This window comes from Microcystis sp. LE19-10.1B, assembly GCF_027530565.1.
Lineage (GTDB): Bacteria > Cyanobacteriota > Cyanobacteriia > Cyanobacteriales > Microcystaceae > Microcystis > Microcystis aeruginosa.
Genome location: NZ_JAPZQM010000508.1, coordinates 1 through 18,643, shown reverse-complemented (window position 1 = coordinate 18,643; position 18,643 = coordinate 1). Strand labels below are relative to the sequence as shown.

The following is an 18,643-nucleotide window of genomic DNA, read 5'->3' as shown; positions in this document are numbered from 1 at the left end:
CCGATCTCACCCCACACCCCACACCCCACACCCCACACCCCACACCCCACACCCCACACCCCACACCCCACACCCCACACCCCATCTCAATGCACTTACTGCATGATATAAATCCTTAAACACGATGGTTAACGGATTTCTGTTACAAACAATACAAAATTATCCAAGTTAAAAAGAATTAAATAACAAATAGAGACTAGGTAAATTACTAAATTTTTGCTAATGACGACGGTATTTTAAAGAATACTTATTGTTAAATCCCGATTTCTTCATTTCTAACCCGCACCAACTAGAACAATTACACCCACAAACCAAAAGGAGATAGATTCGTGGTACAAGCACCTGAAAAAGATGGAACAACTCTCAATAAATTCGAGAAATTTAAAGCCGAAAAAGACGGATTAGCCATTAAAGATGAACTAGATCATTTTGCCCAAATCGGTTGGGAAGCGATGGATAAAACCGATTTAGAATATCGCTTAAAATGGGTGGGGGTTTTTTATCGTCCCGTCACCCCGGGTAAATTCATGATGCGTTTGCGGGTTCCTAACGGCATTATTAGCGGTGAGCAAATGCGCGTTTTAGGGGAAATCGTGCAGCGTTACGGCGATGATGGTAATGCCGATATTACCACTCGTCAAAACCTACAATTACGCGGTATTCGTATCGAAGATATTCCTGATATTTTCCAACGACTAAAATCCGTGGGTATGACTTCGGTACAATCGGGCATGGATAATGTCAGAAATATTACCGGTTCACCCATGGCGGGACTAGACGCGGATGAATTAATTGATACCAGGGAATTAGTCCAAAAAGTCCAAGATATGATTACCAACTGCGGTCAAGGTAATTATCAATTTAGCAATCTGCCCCGCAAATTTAATATTGCCATCGAGGGGGGACGCGATAACTCGGTTCATGCGGAAATTAACGATATTGCCTTTGTTCCTGCCTATAAAGAGGGAGAATTAGGCTTTAATGTCGTGGTGGGTGGCTTTTTCTCGGCTAAACGCTGTGAAGCGGCAATTCCTATGAATGTTTGGGTGAGACCGAATCAGGAAGTGGTGGATTTATGCCGAGGAATTTTGGAAGTTTACCGCGACAATGGATTGCGCGCCAATCGTCAAAAATCCCGTTTAATGTGGTTAATTGATGAGTGGGGAATCGAGGAATTCCGCACGCGGGTGGCTAATCACTTAGGTTATGCCTTGGCAACGGCTGCCGAAAAAGACGCAATCGACTGGGAAAAACGGGATCATTTAGGAGTTTTCCCCCAAAAACAGGAGGGATTGAGCTATGTCGGTCTTTGTATTCCCGTTGGTCGTCTATTTGCCGATGATATGTTCGATTTAGCCCGGATTGCCGAAGTGTATGGTAGCGGAGAATTGCGTTTAACCGTGGAACAAAACGTGATTATTCCCAATATAGCGGCTGAAAATATGGCGACTCTTTTAACCGAGCCTTTACTGGCTAAGTTTACCCCCAATCCCACTCCTTTACAACGAGCGCTCGTTTCCTGCACGGGGGCGCAATTCTGCAATTTTGCCCTGATTGAAACCAAAAATAAGGCTGTGGACTTGATTCGTCAGTTAGATGCCGAATTAAATATCCCCCGGGGTGTGCGGATTCATTGGACTGGTTGCCCTAACTCCTGCGGACAACCCCAAGTGGCCGATATCGGTTTGATGGGGACAAAAGCGCGCAAAGACGGCAAAACCGTGGAGGGAGTTGACCTCTACATGGGGGGTAAAGTGGGTAAAGATGCTCACCTAGGCAGCTGTGTACAAAAAGGGATTCCCTGTGAGGACCTAAAATCGGTGTTAACCTCTATCCTCATCGAGCAATTTGGGGCGACACCGAAAGGTTAATTGACAAGTTTATTGATACGCTGAATGGGTAGGGTTGATTCATAGTAGGGTTGATTCATGAATCAACCCTACCCAAACCCCCCGTTGGGGGCGTGGCGCCGCCCCCAAACCCCGGAGCGCATTAGTTTTTCGGTGGGATGCTTACACGCAGCTGCTGACGCATCTGTAATAATTTAAGAGTCACTCCCCTTGCAGGAGTGCCTGTCCTGATATGTAGCCTATACTCAACGGATTTAGTATCAGATGGGAATCGTTACTTAGCTTCAAATTGGGCTTGTTTACGAAGTAATTCCCCGATGGTTAAATTGGGTTGGGGTCTGCCATCAAAAACCGTTCCTACCTCAAATTTTTGCAACTGTACCCTTGCCAAATGATAGGCCTCATCCGGTAGGGGAATATAACCAATACTATCTAATAAATTGGGAACTCGATCGAGATAATGTTCGACAAATTTCTCTAAAGCGGGATTCTCTTGGGCTTTTTGGGCATTAACATAAATAAACAAAGGACGAGATAAAGGCTGATATTTACTATCCTCGACATTGCTGCGAGTTGGTTCAATACCGTTAACTTTCAAAGCTTTTAATTTATCCCGATTTTGTTCATAGTAAGCATGGCCAAAATAGCCTAAAGCGTTGGCATCTTGACTGACGGCATTAACTAAAGCTTGGTCATCTTCACTAAAATTAAAGTCCCCACGGCTGGCATCTTTGCCGTTAATTACCTCACTAAAAAAATCGTAGGTTCCGGAGTCTTTACCTGGTCCGTGAAGGGTAATCGGTTGGTCGGGCCAAGCGGGATTAATTTGATTCCAACGTTTGATTTTATTCTCGGCCGCTGGTTCCCAAATAGTTCTCAATTCTGTGGTGGAAATATCATCAACCCAGTTATTTTGGGGATTGACTACCACGGTTAAAGCATCAAAAGCGATCGGTAGTTCGATAAATCTTACCTTATTAGCATCACATTCTTTTAATTCTTCCACAGAAATTGGCCGAGAAGCATTATTAATATCGGTTTCTCCCGCACAAAATTTTCTAAAACCACCGCCGGTTCCTGAAATATTAGCGTCAATTTTAACATCAGCCAAAACTTTGTTAGGGGTATTAGCTTTAAAATCTTCGAGAACTTTATCGGTAATTGGTGCTACGGTACTCGAACCATCGATTTTAATTGGTTTTAGGTCTTGAGGATTAATATTGGCACAGGCGGGTAAAATTAGGGCAGTTCCTAGTATGGTTGCGACTACTTTGGTCGGACGAGATAGCTGAGTAAAAATTTCTAGCATAGGTGTCAACAAGGAGAAAGTAAAAACGGGTATTGGGGAGACTTTTCAGTTATCAGTGGGGAAGTGGGGAAGTGGGGAGAAAAAAGCTGAGGGATGATGACTAAAAACCTTAATCTTTTCTTTGTTGTTTTTACGTCACTACAATGGTAAGGAAAGAGAAAAACCTAATCTAAACTGGAAAAGTTAGCGGCCTTACCTGCGACTTAAAACTAATGTTTAGTCAAAATAAATAGTAAAAGAAGAACGTAGGTTGGGTTGAAGCATGAAACCCAACGCCCGCATGGGTTACGCTACCGCTAACCCATCCTACAAATAATTGTGCCTCCCTACTTAAAACTAATGTTTAGTCAAAACAAATAGTAAAAGAAGAACGTAGGTTGGGTTGAAGCATGAAACCCAACGCCTGCATGGGTTACGCTACCGTTAACCCATCCTAAAAATAATTGTGCCTCCCTACTTAAAACTAATGTTTAGTCAAAATAAATAGTAAAAGAAGTTGAGATTTTTGTCTAGTTATCGAGAAAACTTTTCTTGACAATACATTATGTTTTTTTATTCACTTCTTAACCTATTCTTTACCAAGCAGTGGTAACTTTTAGCGTAAAATTTAAGGCAGTTTACGGCTCAAAATTAATCCTATGCCCAGCAGAAACAAGACCAATTTACTAACAGCCTTATCCCTAGCGACTTTAACAGCGACTTTAACCGCTTGTGGTGGCGGCGATACGCCGGGAACTAGCACAGAAGGGGACAATAGAATCGCCCAAGTTCCCCTAAAGGGAGAGGTCGCCCTCAATGGTGCGGGCGCTTCTTTTCCTGCACCCCTATATCAAAACTGGTTTGTCACCATCAATCAAATACTTTCCAAACTACTAATTAACTATCAATCTACCGGTAGCGGGGCGGGAGTCGAACAATTTATCCAAGGTACGATCGATTTTGGCGCTTCCGATGTGGCCATGAGTGACGAGGATATGGCCAGAGTTAGCCGCGGGGTGTTACTGTTACCGATGACGGCGGGAAGCATCGTTATGGCTTATAATTTGCCCGGAGTAGAAGGGCTGAAACTAAGTAGGGAAGCATATATAGGCATCTTTTTAGGCACGATTACCCGTTGGAACGATGCCAAAATCGCCGCCGATAACCCCGATTTAAAACTACCCAATGAAGAAATTACCGTAGTTCACCGGGCAGACGGTAGCGGGACGACGGGAGTTTTTACTAAGTTTTTAAGCGCCGTTAGTCCCGAATGGAAAAAAAGTATCGGTGAAGGAAAAGCCGTACAATGGCCGACCAAAAAAGGTAAATTTCTCGGCGGTAGAGGAAATGAAGGTGTAACTGCCCTAATTCAACAAAATCAAGGCTCGATTGGCTATATCGAGTACGGTTTCGCTAAAAATAATAAGCTGCCCATGGCCACTTTACAAAACCAAGCCGGTCAATTTGTTATCCCCAATGAAACTAACGCCGCTGCCACCTTAGCCACGGTGGAATTACCCGAAAATCTGCGGGCTTTTATCGTTGATCCCCCGGGGGAAAATTCCTACCCCATTGTCACCTATAGTTGGATGTTGGTTTATAAAAAATACAACGATCCCCAAAAAGCTTTAGCTATGGAGGCGATGATCGAATTTGGACTTAATCAGGGACAGGAACAGTCCGCCGCCCTTGGTTATATTCCCCTACCGAAAAACGTCCGCGAACGAGTAGCCGCCGCTGCCGATGTCATCTATCCCGATTACACAATCAATGTGGATTAGTAGCCGAAAAAATGTATTCAAAGTTACAATAATAGTGGAGAAAGGCCAATTTCGACCTTAGCTACCGCAAACTAGCTGGATTTAAACCCTAATCATGAGTGCGCCCACAGTTTCACCCGACTCAAATTTTAAAGAACGTCCAGAATCGGAAAAAATCCTCGATAAAGGCTTTGTTGGATTAACTACCGCCTTTGCCATCGCTATTGGGGTAATTTTGCTCCTAATTGCCCTAGTGATTTTTATTCGGGCTTTACCGGCGATTCAAACCTTTGGTCTGGGATTTTTGACCAGTAGTGCTTGGAATCCCGTGCGCGGTCGCGAAGAATTCGGAGTTCTGCCCGTTATCTACGGAACTCTCGTTAGTTCTCTGATTGCCCTCCTGATTGCTGTTCCCCTCGGCATCGGTTCAGCCATTTTTTTAAGCGAAGATTTTATCCCCTTAAATGCGCGGACAATTTTGGTTTTTCTCGTACAACTTTTGGCCGCTATTCCCAGTGTTGTTTACGGATTATGGGGTATCTTTGTATTGATTCCTATCCTCAGACCCCTTGGTAACTGGTTAAATGCTAATTTTAGTTGGATTCCTCTGTTTAGTACTCCTTTAGGGGGTCCTGGAATGTTACCGGCGGGGGTTATTTTAGCAATTATGATCCTGCCGATTATTATCGCTATCTCTCGTGACTCTTTGGCCGCTTTACCGCCGGATTTGCGGCAAGCTTCCCTAGGTTTGGGGGCCACCCGTTGGGAAACGATTTTTCGGGTCTTAATTCCTGCCGCTTTTTCTGGGATTGTTGGGGGGATTATGTTAGCTTTAGGGCGCGCTTTAGGGGAAACCATGGCAGTAACGATGATTATCGGCAATTCTAACCGCATTAGTGCCTCTATTCTCGCCCCTGCTAACACGATCGCTTCCTTATTGGCTAACCAATTCGCCGAAGCATCGGGAATGCAAGTATCAGCTTTAATGTATGCGGGTTTTGTTCTCTTGGTTTTGACCCTAGTAGTCAATATCTTCGCAGAATTAATCGTTAATCGCGTCAAAGCTAAGTATTAAGCCGTCGGTCGTCAGTTATCAGTTATCAGTTTTGAGTTTTAAGTTTTGAGTATTAAGTGAGCAGTTTGTATTAAGTGTTCATCATCAAATGGCAGTTTACTGCTGTCTTTTCACTTTTCACTGTTTACTAATCACTGATAACTGATTACTGTTCACTGATTACTGATAACTGATTACTGTTTAAGTAGCTGGTTATAATTAAATTAAAAATGGATTTTAGCTTCGATCCTCCCTTAATCCCCCCTTAATCCTAGGCTTGATTCATAGTAGGGTTGATTCATGAATCAACCCTACCCTTAATCCCCCCTTGATAAGGGGGGTGTCTGACAACTTTTAACACCTACCTACTTACTGTTCACTGATTACTGATAACTGATAACTGATAACTGATATGGATAGTGCGAATTTAGGCAATAATCTCAAAAAGAAACCGAGTAGTCCTCGATCGCTATTGGGGACAATTATGACCGTTCTCTCGGCTTTATGTTTAGCCGTCACCGTGATTCCCCTCTTTGCCGTCCTAGGCTTCGTTTTTGTGCAAGGGGTGGGCCGTTTAAACGCCAATCTCTTTACCAAATTACCGCCACCGCCGGGGTTAGGAGGAGGAGGCATCGCTAACGCCATTTTAGGGACAATTATCGTCGTCGCCCTGGCCACAGCGATCGCAGTTCCCATTGGCGTTTTAGCGGCGGTTTATCTCTCGGAATTTAGCGGTGATAACAAACTTGCCCAGGGTGTGCGCTTTGCTACCAACGTTCTAGCGGGTGTCCCTTCGATTATTGTCGGGGTTTTCGCCTACGGTTTGCTAGTTGCCCCCTTATTTGGCGAAGGAACAGCCCTTTTAGGCTTTTCTGCCCTGGCTGGTTCGATCGGTTTAGCGGTGTTAATGTTACCCACTATTATTAGAACCACCGATGAGGCTTTAAAAATCGTTCCCCAAGACATCCGCTGGGCGGCCATGGGTTTAGGGGCCTATAACTACCAAACCGTCCTAAAAATCGTCCTTCCTGCCGCAGTTCCCGCTATTTTAACCGGTGTGACTTTAGCAATTGCTAGGGCTGCCGGGGAAACCGCCTCCTTAATTTTTACGGCATTATTCTCTAACTTTTGGCCCCGGGGTGTCTTTGAACCGATTGCCACCCTTTCGGTCTTAGTTTTCAACTTTGCTACTGCCCCTTTTGCCCCCCAACAGCAATTAGCTTGGGCAGGTGCTTTAATTCTGGTGCTTTTGGTGTTGTTAACTAACATTTTATCCCGTTTAGCCACGCGCCAGAAAACCTATTAAGTCAAGGAAAAAGAACGTAGGTTGAGTTGAAGCATGAAACCCAACGCCCGCATAGTTTACGCTACCTCTAACCCATCCTACAAATAATTGTGCCTCTCTACTTAAGTCAGGGAAAAAGTGAAAAGCAAAAAGGGATATTTAAGTAAAAATCCACCTATCTTTCCAATTCCTCAATTAGCCAAACTCAAGGTAAATAATTTATGCTAACTAACTCTAACCCCCATTCTACAGGAACCGTTTTAAAGGTCGATAAGGCTGATATTTACTATGGTAATTATCGGGCAGTACGAGACGTTTCGATCGATATTCCCAAAAATAAAGTCACCGCTTTTATCGGACCCTCTGGCTGTGGAAAAAGTACCATTCTCAGGTGTTTTAATCGTCTCAATGATTTAATTCACGGTTTTCGTATTGACGGCAAAGTTTTTTATCATAACCAAGATATTTACTCTCAAGAGGTGGATCCTGTCGAAGTAAGAAAATACATTGGTATGGTGTTCCAGCGCCCTAATCCTTTTCCCAAATCCATTTATGATAATGTGGTTTACGGAGCGCGCTTAAATGGTTATAAAGGCGATTTGGATGAATTAGTAGAAACTTCCCTGCGTCGGGCTGCTCTCTGGGAAGAAGTAAAAGATAAACTGAAAGAAAGCGGTTTTTCCCTGTCGGGGGGACAACAACAAAGATTATGTATTGCTCGCGCTATTGCCGCTCAACCAGAAGTATTATTAATGGATGAACCCTGTTCGGCACTCGATCCGATTTCAACTTTAAAAGTTGAGGAATTAATGCACGAATTAAAAGAACGTTACACGATTATTATTGTTACTCACAATATGCAACAAGCCACAAGAGTAGCAGATTTAACGGCTTTTTATAACGCTGAAGCCACCGATAAAGGTGGCAAAATTGGTTATCTAGTCGAGTTTGATCATACGGACAAAATCTTCGGTGATCCTCAAGAACAAGCAACTAAAGATTATGTTAGTGGACGTTTTGGCTAAATTCAGTTATCAGTTATCAGTTATCAGTTATCAGCTTTTTTCTTCCCTCTCCTCGTCTCCCTTTTCCTTTTTCCCCAACACCTATTCCTTTGAAAATTATGTATAGTAAAGATGTTGTCACCGATGCAGTTTTGAGAACCAAAAACTTAAACGTTTACTATGGTTCTAATCTTGCTGTTCGTGATGTTAACCTTGATATTCCTGAGAAAAAAGCGATCGCTTTTATCGGTCCCTCTGGCTGCGGAAAAAGTACAGTTTTACGCTGTTTTAATCGCATGAATGATCTGGTTAAAAGTGCCAAAATTGAGGGAAAAGTTACCTTTCGCGGTCAAGATATTTATGGTAATTCCGTTAATCCTATCGGGTTACGCAGTCGTATTGGTATGGTTTTTCAGAAACCGAATCCTTTTCCTAAATCTATCTATGAAAATATCGCTTTTGGGGCGCGCTTAAATGGTTACATCGGTGATATGGATCAATTAGTGGAAGAATCTTTAAAAAAAGCCGTTCTCTGGGATGATGTTAAAGATAAACTCAAAGAAAGTGGTTTAGCTTTATCGGGGGGACAACAACAAAGGTTATGTATTGCCCGCGCTATTGCGGTTAAACCGGAAGTTGTTTTAATGGATGAACCCTGTGCGGCACTCGATCCGATTTCTACTCTAAAAATTGAGGAATTAATTCACGAATTGAAAACCCAATATACTATAGTTATTGTTACTCATAATATGCAACAAGCGTCGCGGGTTTCTGATTTAACGGCTTTTTATAATGCTGAACCGACCCCAAAAGGCGGTAAAGTGGGCTATTTAGTGGAATATGATCGCACCGAGGTAATCTTTCAAAATCCCGCTCAAGAGTCCACTAGAGATTATGTTAGCGGTCGTTTTGGTTAAAGGATTAATAATTAATCGTTGTTCACGACCCCGGGATAGATTAATTTTTTCCCCAGGGAATGATTGAAAAACGATTAACTTAACTGATTGCGAAAACCTTTGGCACTAATAGTTAAAAGTATCATAGGGAAACCAATCAGAGCCAATAAACGAATAGCAAAACCAAAGATAAAAAGAGTCATCAGGACGGAGAGAATTAGTTTCATAAAATTGCCCGATTACGGAGAGATTTTGACGGCAGTTTTCGGGAACTTCTCGCCCCCTTTCCCTGTCTAAGTCTAAGGCAGTAGCGAGGGTAATATAATCTAAATTTTGCTGGTAATTTTCCCCGTTGTTGACCTTCTTCTCTACCTTCTTTTATTGCTTCTTGATCGACTTTAGTTTGTTTGAGATGGCTAAGACTAAACACGCCTTCTATGCCAACTATGCCAACAAGGTTTTTAGATTTATTCAGCAAGCCCTATATAATTCTAAGTAGAGAGACCGATAAAAAGCGCTAAAGGGATTGTAACCGATGACGGATGAAAGATTAGAACGGATCGAGAGCATACTACAGGCTACCGTTGTCCTCACGCAACAGAATCGAGAAGATATAGCACAGCTAACCCGTGAAGTTAGGACAATAGCAGGGAGTCTTGAACGAACCAACGAGCGCTTAAATCAATTTATCACTCAAGCTGAGAGCGATCGACAGTTTTTCCGCAACGAAGTCACCGGCATCCGTACAGAAGTTAAGCGAATTGTAGAGCATCTTTTCGGACAATCCCCAGATCAGGAGTAAAGATTAGCCAACGGGTATATATTAGCCAAATCACCGGCAAAAAGCTTGATCAACCCTAATTAGGGTCTGCTGAAAAAGTTTTTCGTGGGTGCAGGGTGTGGGGTTTTACCCATTTTTATACTAAATCCGGTTATTAAAAACTGATTATTTATTCACCCTTTTGCCTCTTGCCTGTTGCATGAGTGCCTGTCCTGATAAGTAACCTATACTCAACGGATTTAGTATCAGGTGGTCAATTACCTAATGTTCAGGGAAAAAGTGCCTAAATTTCCCCAAGATCACTTCCAAGATCGGCACTTTTTGATGGGAAAAAGTCTAAAAGTCTTATCCAACAAGGTTTTTAGATTTATTCAGCCTGCTCTAGATAAAAAGCTTTATCCGGGCAATTTCTCCCCAACAGATGGTTTAAATTAAGATTTCATCCTTGAATAGATACAATAGATTTTTGTCTTGATCGGTCTAACTAAATTGTTGCCAAAAGCTGTGAATTTTTTAAATCAAACTTAACCGAAATTTTACCAAATCTTAACCAAAAAAATCTCCAATATTTCTAGATTTAAAAGTAATATTTATGCCTTAAACTATATTTTGAAGAAAGTTCAACTTTCCCAATTGTGCAGGATTCTTCAACCAGAAAATTTATGATATTCTCAACTGCTACCCTAACTCGTGTGTGTGCTGTCTCCTTCGCCACGGCAGCGGCCTTAGCAGGGACGATGGGAGAAGCTTTCGCCCAAACCCTGAACGGTGCAGGAGCATCCTTTCCCGCGCCCCTATACCAGCGTTATTTTGCCGACTATAAAAACGCCACCGGTGTCACCGTTAACTATAATTCCGTCGGTAGCGGTGCTGGTGTCCGGCAATTTATCGCCGGAACCGTCGATTTTGGGGCTTCTGATGCCGCTCCTTCCTCCTCGGAAAAAAGCCAGATGAAAAACGGTTTACTGCTAGTTCCCACCGCCGGAGGAGCCGTCGCCGTGGTTTATAATCTGCCCGGGGTAAATAACCTGCAAATTTCCAGGGCTAACCTCGGTAAAATCTTCAGTGGCGAGATCACCAACTGGAAACAAGTAGATCCGAAACTGCCCGACCGACCGATTAAAGTAGTGGTTAGGGCTGATGGTAGCGGTACTACGGAGATTTTTACCTCTCACCTGAGCGCTATTAGTCCTTCTTTCAAAAGTAAAGTGGGAACCAGCAAAGAACCTAACTGGGGTTTTACCGTTCTCAAGGGACCGAAAAATGATGGTGTGGCGGCCCTGGTTAAACAAACAGAAGGCTCGATTGGTTACGTTCAAGATACCTTTGCCCGCAAAAACGAAGGGGCAACCATGAGAACCGCCAGAATTCAAAATAAAGCCGGTCAATTTGTCGAACCCAGTCTCGCTCAAGCTAACAAGGCGATGGAAGGGGTGAAATTTAACGCTGATTTTACCGCTAATGTAGATGATCCGAGCAGTGGTTATCCGATCGTCGGGATTACTTGGTTATTAGTACCGAAAGACTACGCTGATAACAAAAAAGCGGCGGAAATTAAAAGACTGTTGACTTGGATTCTCACCACCGGTCAAGGTATTAACAATCAATTGGAATTTACCCGGATTCCTCAATCGGTGACTCAAAAAGTTTTAGCCGAAGTTAACAAAATTAAATAAATAGGGTTTGCTGAATAAATGTGAAATGTAGGTAAGGTAAGGGTTTTGTGGCTTTTCTCGCGAAACAGGTGCAAATTTTGAGAGAATCGTCGTTCAAAACCTTGTGTCTTCATCGGCCCGCGTCCTGTAGGGGCGAAGCATTCGGGCAATAACCTATCGGTGAAACCGGAGATTTTCTAACCGAATGCTTCGCCCGTACTTTTTCAGCAAACCTAAATACTTTTGTATTAGTTTGGGCTTGATTGTCACCACTTTCCAGTAAAATGGAAAAAAGTCACCAGTTAACCTCATAACTAATAACTGCAAGTATTTCTTTTCTGTGGGCTGAACATTGTTCAGCCCCTACAGTTGCGTTTTCAACAACTGATAACTGGTAATCGCTCTCTACTTTATGGCCAATTTTTCTGAACCTGTTGAGTCTTTTGATCTTTCAGCAGCCAATCTTAACGAAAACCCCGGCACTGCCGGTTTATTTGATCGCATTTTTACGCTCCTAGTCTGGATTTGTGCCGCCTCTGGTTTAATTTTTCTGCTCTGGATGGCCTGGATTGTTTTTCAGGATGCGCGGCCGGCGATCAATGAATTCGGTTGGGGATTTCTCTGGGGAACCACTTGGGATGTTAACGTCCTCAAATTTGGTGGTTTACCCTTTATTTTCGGTTCGATCGTTTCCTCGATTCTGGCTCTTTTATTAGCTATTCCCCTCAGTGTCGCCGTTGCTTTAACCACTAGCGAGAATTATTTGCCGGCAAGTGTCCGTTATCCCATAGGTTTTTTGGTGGAATTAATTGCCTCGATTCCCAGTGTAATTATCGGTTTATGGGGGATTTTCGTGCTAATTCCCGTGCTTAAACCCCTGCAAGAATGGTTATTTCAAAATTTTGCTTGGTTCCCTTTGTTTAATACCCAACCTTTGGGACCAAGTATGCTGATCGCTGGTGTGATCCTGGCCATTATGATCGTGCCGACTATTTCCGCTATCAGTCGCGATGTGCTGCTTACCGTCCCCCCCGAATTACGCAGCGCCTCCATGGCCCTAGGTGCCACTCGTTGGGAAACCATCTGGCGCGTGTTGTTGCCGGCGGCGAGTTCTGGCATTGTCGGGGCGATTATCCTCGGTTTAGGGCGCGCTTTAGGGGAAACTATGGCGGTGGCCATGGTAATCGGTAACTCCTCGATTATTACTCCCTCCCTCTTGGCCCCCGGTTATACTATTCCCGCCGTACTAGCTAATACCTTCCCAGAAGCTTTTGAAAAAATCCACATCGGAGCTTTGATGTATTTAGCTTTGATTCTATTTGTTATTACCTTGGCCGTCAATAGTGTAGCGGCTTTATTAGTACAGTTTATCAACCGCAATCGTTAATTTTATGAGCCAAGGAGCTTTTCCCGAAGAAGATTTACAGCAACCCCTGTCACCCTGGCGACATTTTTTTACCAACGGTCTCACGGGTTTAGCGATCGCTCTTAGTGCTATCGCTATTCTGCCTTTATTCGCTATCCTCTTTCAAATTGTCAAAGAAGGTTTACCCGGATTCAATGGGCAAGTTTTCACCTCTTTACCCGCCCCAGTTGGCTCTGATCCCAGTGTTCCCAACGGTTTTGCCAATGCGATCGTGGGTACTTTAACTATGGTCGGTTTAGCGGCTTTAGGCAGCATACCTCTGGGGATTCTCACCGGGGTTTTCCTCTCGGAATTCGCTCGGGGTTCCAAAATTGGCGGCATTCTGCGCTTTGCGATCGTGGTGTTGAGTAGTACCCCTTCCGTTATCGTCGGGGTGTTTTCCTTCGGGGTTTTGGTGTTAACTACCAAACAATTTTCCGCCGTGGCGGGGGCCTTTGCTTTAGGGGTGATTATGTTGCCGATCATCGCTTTAACCACGGAAGAGGCGCTGAAACTAATACCCATGTCCTACCGTCTCGGTTCCTCCGCTTTGGGGGGTTCCCGTTTCGATACGGTATTTCGCATTGTCCTGCCAGCAGCGATCGCACCAATTATGACCGGGATATTATTAGCAGTAGCCCGGGCTGCTGGAGAAACCGCCCCCTTAATGTTTACGGCTTTATTTAGTCAATTTTGGCAAGAAAGTCTTTGGTCGCCCACACCGGCTTTAACGGTGTTGATTTATAACTACGCTAGTTCCCCCTTTCCTGAACAAAATTCCTTGGCTTGGACAGCTTCTTTAGTCCTGATTATCTTAGTTTTAATTACTAGCCTTCTTTCCCGTTTTGTCACTCGTAAACGCTCAAATTAAGCATTTTTCTTATGATCGATTCCTCTCTCATGAACAATCCTACGTCTCTAGCTAATTCGGCGATCAAAGTCGAAAATCTCAGCTTTTTCTACGGTAGCAAAAAAGCCCTGGAAGGTGTTTCTTTAGAAATCCCGCAAAGGCAAGTAACCGCCATGATCGGCCCCTCTGGTTGTGGTAAATCCACTCTCTTAAAAGCCCTCAATCGCATCGGGGAATTAGAGGGACAGGTGACAGTTAAAGGCAAAGTTAGGTTTTTTGGCCAAGATATCTACGCTCCCAAAGTTAACCTTCATACCTTACGGCGACAGGTGGGTATGGTGTTTCAGCGCCCTAACCCTTTTCCTGCTAGTATTTACGATAATATTGCCTACGGTATTAGAATTTATCGTTCCGCTAGTCGCAGTGAATTAGATGCAATTGTGGAATCAGCTTTAAAAGGGGCTGCTCTTTGGAATGAAGTTAAAGATCTGTTGAATAAATCCGCTTTAGGATTATCGGGAGGACAACAACAAAGATTGTGTATTGCTCGCGCTTTGGCGGTAAAACCAAAAGTATTATTAATGGATGAACCTTGTTCCGCTTTAGACCCCCTTTCTACCCTCAAAGTCGAGGAATTAATCCATGAATTGAAGCAACAATACACGATCGTCATTGTCACCCATAATATGCAACAGGCCTCTAGGGTATCCGATCGCACGGCCTTTTTTAATACCGATGAAAGCCGCGTCGGTCATTTGGTGGAATGTGATGCCACCCAGAAAATTTTCACCGATGCAGTTAATCAACAAACTCGCGATTATGTAGCCGGTAGATTCGGTTAATTTGTCTTGTCAGGAGATAGGAGACAGGAGACAGGAGACAGGAGATTATTTTTATTTATTCTCCCCACACCCCACACCCTACACCCTACACCCCACACCCTACACCCCACACCCCACACCCCACACCCTACACCCCACACCCTACACCCATCTCCCCACTTCCCACTCCCATAACCCAACCCCCTAAACAATAACGCTGCCCGATTTTGCTAGGATAAGAAATGTAACAAGAATCTTTCTCAACAGTCGGATAATTCATGGGCAACGATACCATCACCTTACTCTCTCCCCGGGAAATTGAAAAAATGCGCCGAGCCGGACGATTAGCGGCTAAACTGTTAGACCATCTGGCCGATATGGTTAAACCGGGGGTAAGTACCCTAGAAATCAATGACGAGGCAGAACGTTGGACTCGCGCCCATGGAGCCAAAAGTGCGCCCCTAGGATACCATGGCTTTCCTAAGTCCATCTGTACTAGCATTAACGAGGTTATCTGTCACGGCATCCCCAGCGCCGATCAAATCCTCAAAGACGGCGATATTATTAACATCGATGTCACACCGATTTTAGAAGGTTATCACGGCGATACGTCGCAGACTTTCTTTGTCGGTACTCCCTCCCCCCTGGCCAAAAAGTTAGTGGAAGTTACCAGAGAATGTCTGCAAAGAGGCATAGATGCAGTGCAGCCGGGGGGTAAAATCGGCGATATCGGGGCGGCTATCCAAGAATATGCCGAAGGACAAGGATTTTCGGTGGTTAGAGATTTTGTCGGTCATGGTATCAGTAATGTTTTTCACACCGGTCCGCAGGTTCCCCACTACGGCACTCGTGGCAAGGGCAAAAAAATTCGCCCCGGCATGGTATTCACCATTGAACCAATGATTAATGAGGGAACCTGGCAACATATTGTCTTAAAAGACGGTTGGACTGCTATTACTAAAGATGGTAAACTTTCGGCCCAATTTGAACACACCATCGCCGTCACCGAAACCGGTGTCGAAATTCTCACTTTATCCGATTAAATTTAGGGAACGGGGAACAGGGGATAGGGAATGGGAGAATGGGGAAATAGGGAAGTTTCAACTAATACCCCAAAACCCTAAAACCCTAAAACCCCATCACCCCTCTCCCTTCTCCCCCCGCAACGCGCACGAAGTGGTCTCCTCACTTCCCCACTTCCCACTAATAACTGATAACTGATAACTGATAACTGAATATATGCAGTATCGTCGTTTCGGTCGCACTAATCTACAAATGCCAGTGTTTTCCTGTGGGGGAATGCGCTATCAATTTCAGTGGCAGGATGTGCCGATGTCGCAAATTCCCGACGAGAATCAAGGCAATTTAGAGGCAATCATTAATAAATCTCTGGAAGTGGGGATTAATCACATCGAAACCGCTAGGGGTTACGGCACTTCGGAGATGCAATTAGGCAAAATTTTGCCGCAACTACCGAGGGACAAGATTATCGTGCAGACGAAAGTTTCTCCTAGTCAAGATGTGCGGGAATTTCGCCGTAAATTTGAGCAATCCAGGCAATTTTTACGGTTAGATTATGTGGATTTGTTGGGTATCCATGGCATCAACACGGCTGAAATTCTCGATTACACTATGGCCGAGGGCGGTTGTTGGCAAGAGGCGAAAAAATTACAGCAACAGGGAAAAGTTCGTTTTATCGGTTTCTCGACCCATTCACCAACTGATGTAATTGTCAAGACTATTGCAACAAATTGTTACGATTACCTCAATCTGCACTGGTACTATATTTTTCAGCATAACTGGCCAGCCATAGAAGCGGCAAAACAGCACGATATGGGGGTTTTTATCATTAGTCCCGCCGATAAGGGCGGCCATCTCTACAATCCTCCCCCTAAGCTCGTGGCTCTCTGTTTTCCTCTCAGTCCGATGGTTTTTAATAACCTATTCTGTCTCAGTCATCCGACCGTCCATACCCTTAGTATCGGTGCTGCGCGAGCCAGAGATTTTGATGAACACCTGAAAACTTTACCCTTACTCGATCGAGCCGAGGAGATTTTACCGCCAATTATCGAGAGATTGCAAGGGGAAATGATCAACTGTTTAGGCGATAATTGGGTGAAAACTTGGTCTGTGGGTTTACCTAGCTGGGAAAATACCCCCAATCACATCAATATTCGTTTTATCCTCTGGTTACGCAATCTCGCTATCGCCTACGATATGCTCGACTTTGCGAGGGCCAGATACAATCTCTTGGGGAATGGGGGTCATTGGTTCCCCGGTCAACAGGCAAAAGAGGTGGAAAAACTCGATTTAACTGCCTGTTTAGCCGCTAGTCCCCACGCTAATAAAATTCCTTATCTTCTCGCCGAAACTCATCGATTATTGTCGGGAGAGACGGTACAACGCTTAAGCAGTAGTTAATTAGGGCTTGCTGAATAAATCTAAAAACCTTGTTGGATAAGGCTTTTAGACTTTTTTTCCCTCAAAAAGTGCCGACCATTGGAGGGATCGGGGGTAAAATTCAGATACTTTTTCCCTGAAAATTAGGTAACTGACTACCTCAAAATCGGTAAAACCCTACACCCCACACCCCACACCCCACACCCTGCCCCCACGAAAAACTTTTTGCCGCAAACCCTAATTAAAATTCGATGCCGGGTTGCGCTTTCACTCCCTGTTGACGAAAGGGATGTTTAATTAACTTCATTTCCGTGACTAAATCCGCTATCTCGATTAATTCGGGTAAAGCTCCTCTACCAGTGAGAATAACGTGAGAATTAGCGGGTTTTCGGGCTAAACCAGCGATAACTTCCTGAATATCCAGATAGCCGAATTTAAGGGCGATATTGATCTCATCGAGTAAAATTAATTGATATTGGGGATTTTCGAGAAAAGTTAGGGCTTTTTGCCATGCTTCTTCGGCTTTCTCTATATCTCTTTCTCTATCTTGGGTTTCCCAGGTGAAACCTTCCCCCATTGCATAAAACTCGATTTGTTCCCCCCAAACACTAAAAATCTTTTGTTCGGCAGGTTCCCAAGCACCTTTGATAAATTGTACCACCGCCACTTTGTAACCATGACCGAGGGAACGTAAAACCATACCGAGGGCTGCCGTGGTTTTTCCCTTGCCATCGCCGGTATTAACGATAATTAAACCTTTTTCAGCGATTTTTTCGGCTAAACGTTCCTCTTGGATGACCTTGCGGCGCTGCATTTTTTCTTTGTATTGTTCGGGAGTGAGTTGCATTCAAGTCTGTCCAGTCAAATCAAGATAATTGTAACTCAAGGGGTTATCGATCGCTGTTTGCAGATTTTAGCTGGCTAAATTGTCTGGGGGTTGATGCCTAATTCTCGTAATTTTGCCGCTAATCTTTCCTTAGCTTGTCGTTCTTGTTCTTTTTCTAAAAGAGCCTGTTCTTTTGCCTGTTGTTCCTGTTCTTTTTCTAAAAGAGCCTGTTCTTTTTCTAAAAGAGCCTGTTCTTTTCCCTGTCGTTCTTGTTCCTTTTCTAAAAGAGCCTGTTCTTTTCCCTGTCGTTCCTGTTCTTTTTCTAAAAGAGCCTGTTCTTTTGCTTGTCTTTGCTGTAATTCAGCTTCTTGGGGAGTGGGAACCAATTGACCATCGGCGGTAAAATAACGCAGTTTACGCTCAAATATGCCTAAATATAATCCTAACTGTTCACTCCATAGATAACCCCGGTCATTGGCAGAAATAGCTTGATATTGTCCCTCAAGTATCGTAAATCCTTGCAATTCTAAGGTATTAGGATCGAACCAAAAATAATTAGGAGTGCGAAAAGTATTTTGGTAGAGAATTTTCTTTTTATTGCGGTCAATATTGGCCGTAGAATCGGAAAGAATCTCGACGATTACATTGGGATATTTTCCCTGTTCTCCCCAAACCACCCAACTTTTGCGGGGACGTTTTTCTGTATCTAAAACCACAAAAAAATCAGGACCACAGAAATCGCGCTTTTTCAGTTGTTCTTCGTTATAG

Annotated in this window: 18 protein-coding genes; 14 read left to right on the top strand and 4 right to left on the bottom strand. The window is 43.9% G+C overall.

Translation table 11 applies throughout. The annotated features are described in order from the left end of the window. Window positions 1–329: 329 nt before the first annotated feature. The gene (locus O9332_RS18345; protein ID WP_002760022.1) at window positions 330–1,871 is read left to right on the top strand and encodes a ferredoxin--nitrite reductase; all 1,542 of its coding nucleotides are present in this window, start codon (window positions 330–332) and stop codon (window positions 1,869–1,871) included. 253 nt (window positions 1,872–2,124) lie between these two features. On the opposite strand, the gene O9332_RS18340 is transcribed toward O9332_RS18345, so the two are convergent. Further along, window positions 2,125–3,159, bottom strand: a complete 1,035-nt coding sequence (locus O9332_RS18340; protein ID WP_072926443.1) for a PstS family phosphate ABC transporter substrate-binding protein — start codon at window positions 3,157–3,159, stop codon at window positions 2,125–2,127. A gap of 638 nt (window positions 3,160–3,797) precedes the next feature. Between O9332_RS18340 and pstS (O9332_RS18335) the strand changes: the two genes are divergently transcribed. The 5 genes from pstS (O9332_RS18335) to pstB (O9332_RS18315) all read left to right on the top strand — a co-directional run bounded on the left by pstS (O9332_RS18335) (window position 3,798) and on the right by pstB (O9332_RS18315) (window position 9,158). Next, on the top strand, window positions 3,798–4,919 hold the full coding sequence (pstS, locus tag O9332_RS18335) for a phosphate ABC transporter substrate-binding protein PstS (protein ID WP_002760020.1): 1,122 nt from the start codon (window positions 3,798–3,800) through the stop codon (window positions 4,917–4,919). A gap of 94 nt (window positions 4,920–5,013) precedes the next feature. Further along, the gene (pstC, locus tag O9332_RS18330; protein WP_002760019.1) at window positions 5,014–5,973 is read left to right on the top strand and encodes a phosphate ABC transporter permease subunit PstC; all 960 of its coding nucleotides are present in this window, start codon (window positions 5,014–5,016) and stop codon (window positions 5,971–5,973) included. A gap of 391 nt (window positions 5,974–6,364) precedes the next feature. Continuing rightward, window positions 6,365–7,258, top strand: a complete 894-nt coding sequence (pstA, locus tag O9332_RS18325; protein WP_002789476.1) for a phosphate ABC transporter permease PstA — start codon at window positions 6,365–6,367, stop codon at window positions 7,256–7,258. A gap of 200 nt (window positions 7,259–7,458) precedes the next feature. Then, a complete protein-coding gene (pstB, locus tag O9332_RS18320; protein ID WP_002760017.1) occupies window positions 7,459–8,262 on the top strand; it encodes a phosphate ABC transporter ATP-binding protein PstB in 804 nt (267 codons plus the stop codon). A 98-nt stretch (window positions 8,263–8,360) separates the two neighbouring features. Further along, window positions 8,361–9,158, top strand: a complete 798-nt coding sequence (gene pstB / locus O9332_RS18315) for a phosphate ABC transporter ATP-binding protein PstB (protein WP_149976845.1) — start codon at window positions 8,361–8,363, stop codon at window positions 9,156–9,158. Window positions 9,159–9,232: 74 nt separating this feature from the next. Here pstB (O9332_RS18315) and O9332_RS18310 read toward each other — a convergent pair whose 3' ends face one another. Continuing rightward, window positions 9,233–9,364 (bottom strand): hypothetical protein, encoded by a 132-nt coding sequence (locus O9332_RS18310; RefSeq protein ID WP_002760015.1) that lies wholly within the window; start codon window positions 9,362–9,364, stop codon window positions 9,233–9,235. Window positions 9,365–9,672: 308 nt separating this feature from the next. Between O9332_RS18310 and O9332_RS18305 the strand changes: the two genes are divergently transcribed. From O9332_RS18305 to O9332_RS18270, 8 genes are all read left to right on the top strand, one after another. Then, window positions 9,673–9,939: a hypothetical protein gene (locus O9332_RS18305; protein ID WP_002760014.1), complete on the top strand. Its 267-nt coding sequence runs from the start codon at window positions 9,673–9,675 to the stop codon at window positions 9,937–9,939. A 641-nt stretch (window positions 9,940–10,580) separates the two neighbouring features. Beyond that, a complete protein-coding gene (gene pstS, locus O9332_RS18300; protein WP_002760012.1) occupies window positions 10,581–11,594 on the top strand; it encodes a phosphate ABC transporter substrate-binding protein PstS in 1,014 nt (337 codons plus the stop codon). A 391-nt stretch (window positions 11,595–11,985) separates the two neighbouring features. Further along, window positions 11,986–12,960, top strand: a complete 975-nt coding sequence (gene pstC, locus O9332_RS18295) for a phosphate ABC transporter permease subunit PstC (RefSeq protein WP_002760010.1) — start codon at window positions 11,986–11,988, stop codon at window positions 12,958–12,960. A gap of 4 nt (window positions 12,961–12,964) precedes the next feature. Next, a complete protein-coding gene (gene pstA, locus O9332_RS18290) occupies window positions 12,965–13,849 on the top strand; it encodes a phosphate ABC transporter permease PstA (RefSeq protein ID WP_002760009.1) in 885 nt (294 codons plus the stop codon). Window positions 13,850–13,860: 11 nt separating this feature from the next. Then, a complete protein-coding gene (pstB, locus tag O9332_RS18285; RefSeq protein WP_002760008.1) occupies window positions 13,861–14,670 on the top strand; it encodes a phosphate ABC transporter ATP-binding protein PstB in 810 nt (269 codons plus the stop codon). A gap of 1 nt (window position 14,671) precedes the next feature. Next, window positions 14,672–14,857 (top strand): hypothetical protein, encoded by a 186-nt coding sequence (locus tag O9332_RS18280; RefSeq protein WP_196219836.1) that lies wholly within the window; start codon window positions 14,672–14,674, stop codon window positions 14,855–14,857. Between the two features lie 70 nt (window positions 14,858–14,927). After that, a complete protein-coding gene (gene map, locus O9332_RS18275) occupies window positions 14,928–15,692 on the top strand; it encodes a type I methionyl aminopeptidase (RefSeq protein WP_002760006.1) in 765 nt (254 codons plus the stop codon). Between the two features lie 196 nt (window positions 15,693–15,888). After that, the gene (locus O9332_RS18270) at window positions 15,889–17,070 is read left to right on the top strand and encodes an aldo/keto reductase (RefSeq protein WP_002760004.1); all 1,182 of its coding nucleotides are present in this window, start codon (window positions 15,889–15,891) and stop codon (window positions 17,068–17,070) included. A 220-nt stretch (window positions 17,071–17,290) separates the two neighbouring features. Here O9332_RS18270 and cobO read toward each other — a convergent pair whose 3' ends face one another. Further along, a complete protein-coding gene (gene cobO, locus O9332_RS18265; RefSeq protein ID WP_002760003.1) occupies window positions 17,291–17,896 on the bottom strand; it encodes a cob(I)yrinic acid a,c-diamide adenosyltransferase in 606 nt (201 codons plus the stop codon). A 74-nt stretch (window positions 17,897–17,970) separates the two neighbouring features. Then, window positions 17,971–18,643 (bottom strand): Uma2 family endonuclease (locus tag O9332_RS18260; protein ID WP_288026742.1); only part of this gene is annotated, 673 nt, incomplete at its 5' end.

What these genes read in the sequence shown, in the direction of transcription:
- pstB (WP_002760008.1), top strand. Translation starts at nt 13,861, where the DNA reads ATGATCGATTCCTCTCTCATGAACAATCCTACGTCTCTAGCTAATTCG.
- O9332_RS18270 (WP_002760004.1), top strand. Translation starts at nt 15,889, where the DNA reads ATGCAGTATCGTCGTTTCGGTCGCACTAATCTACAAATGCCAGTGTTT.
- pstS (WP_002760020.1), top strand. Translation starts at nt 3,798, where the DNA reads ATGCCCAGCAGAAACAAGACCAATTTACTAACAGCCTTATCCCTAGCG.
- pstC (WP_002760019.1), top strand. Translation starts at nt 5,014, where the DNA reads ATGAGTGCGCCCACAGTTTCACCCGACTCAAATTTTAAAGAACGTCCA.
- pstB (WP_002760017.1), top strand. Translation starts at nt 7,459, where the DNA reads ATGCTAACTAACTCTAACCCCCATTCTACAGGAACCGTTTTAAAGGTC.
- map (WP_002760006.1), top strand. Translation starts at nt 14,928, where the DNA reads ATGGGCAACGATACCATCACCTTACTCTCTCCCCGGGAAATTGAAAAA.
- pstA (WP_002789476.1), top strand. Translation starts at nt 6,365, where the DNA reads ATGGATAGTGCGAATTTAGGCAATAATCTCAAAAAGAAACCGAGTAGT.
- cobO (WP_002760003.1), bottom strand. Translation starts at nt 17,896, where the DNA reads ATGCAACTCACTCCCGAACAATACAAAGAAAAAATGCAGCGCCGCAAG.
- O9332_RS18305 (WP_002760014.1), top strand. Translation starts at nt 9,673, where the DNA reads ATGACGGATGAAAGATTAGAACGGATCGAGAGCATACTACAGGCTACC.
- O9332_RS18340 (WP_072926443.1), bottom strand. Translation starts at nt 3,159, where the DNA reads ATGCTAGAAATTTTTACTCAGCTATCTCGTCCGACCAAAGTAGTCGCA.
- pstS (WP_002760012.1), top strand. Translation starts at nt 10,581, where the DNA reads ATGATATTCTCAACTGCTACCCTAACTCGTGTGTGTGCTGTCTCCTTC.
- O9332_RS18310 (WP_002760015.1), bottom strand. Translation starts at nt 9,364, where the DNA reads ATGAAACTAATTCTCTCCGTCCTGATGACTCTTTTTATCTTTGGTTTT.
- pstC (WP_002760010.1), top strand. Translation starts at nt 11,986, where the DNA reads ATGGCCAATTTTTCTGAACCTGTTGAGTCTTTTGATCTTTCAGCAGCC.
- pstA (WP_002760009.1), top strand. Translation starts at nt 12,965, where the DNA reads ATGAGCCAAGGAGCTTTTCCCGAAGAAGATTTACAGCAACCCCTGTCA.
- pstB (WP_149976845.1), top strand. Translation starts at nt 8,361, where the DNA reads ATGTATAGTAAAGATGTTGTCACCGATGCAGTTTTGAGAACCAAAAAC.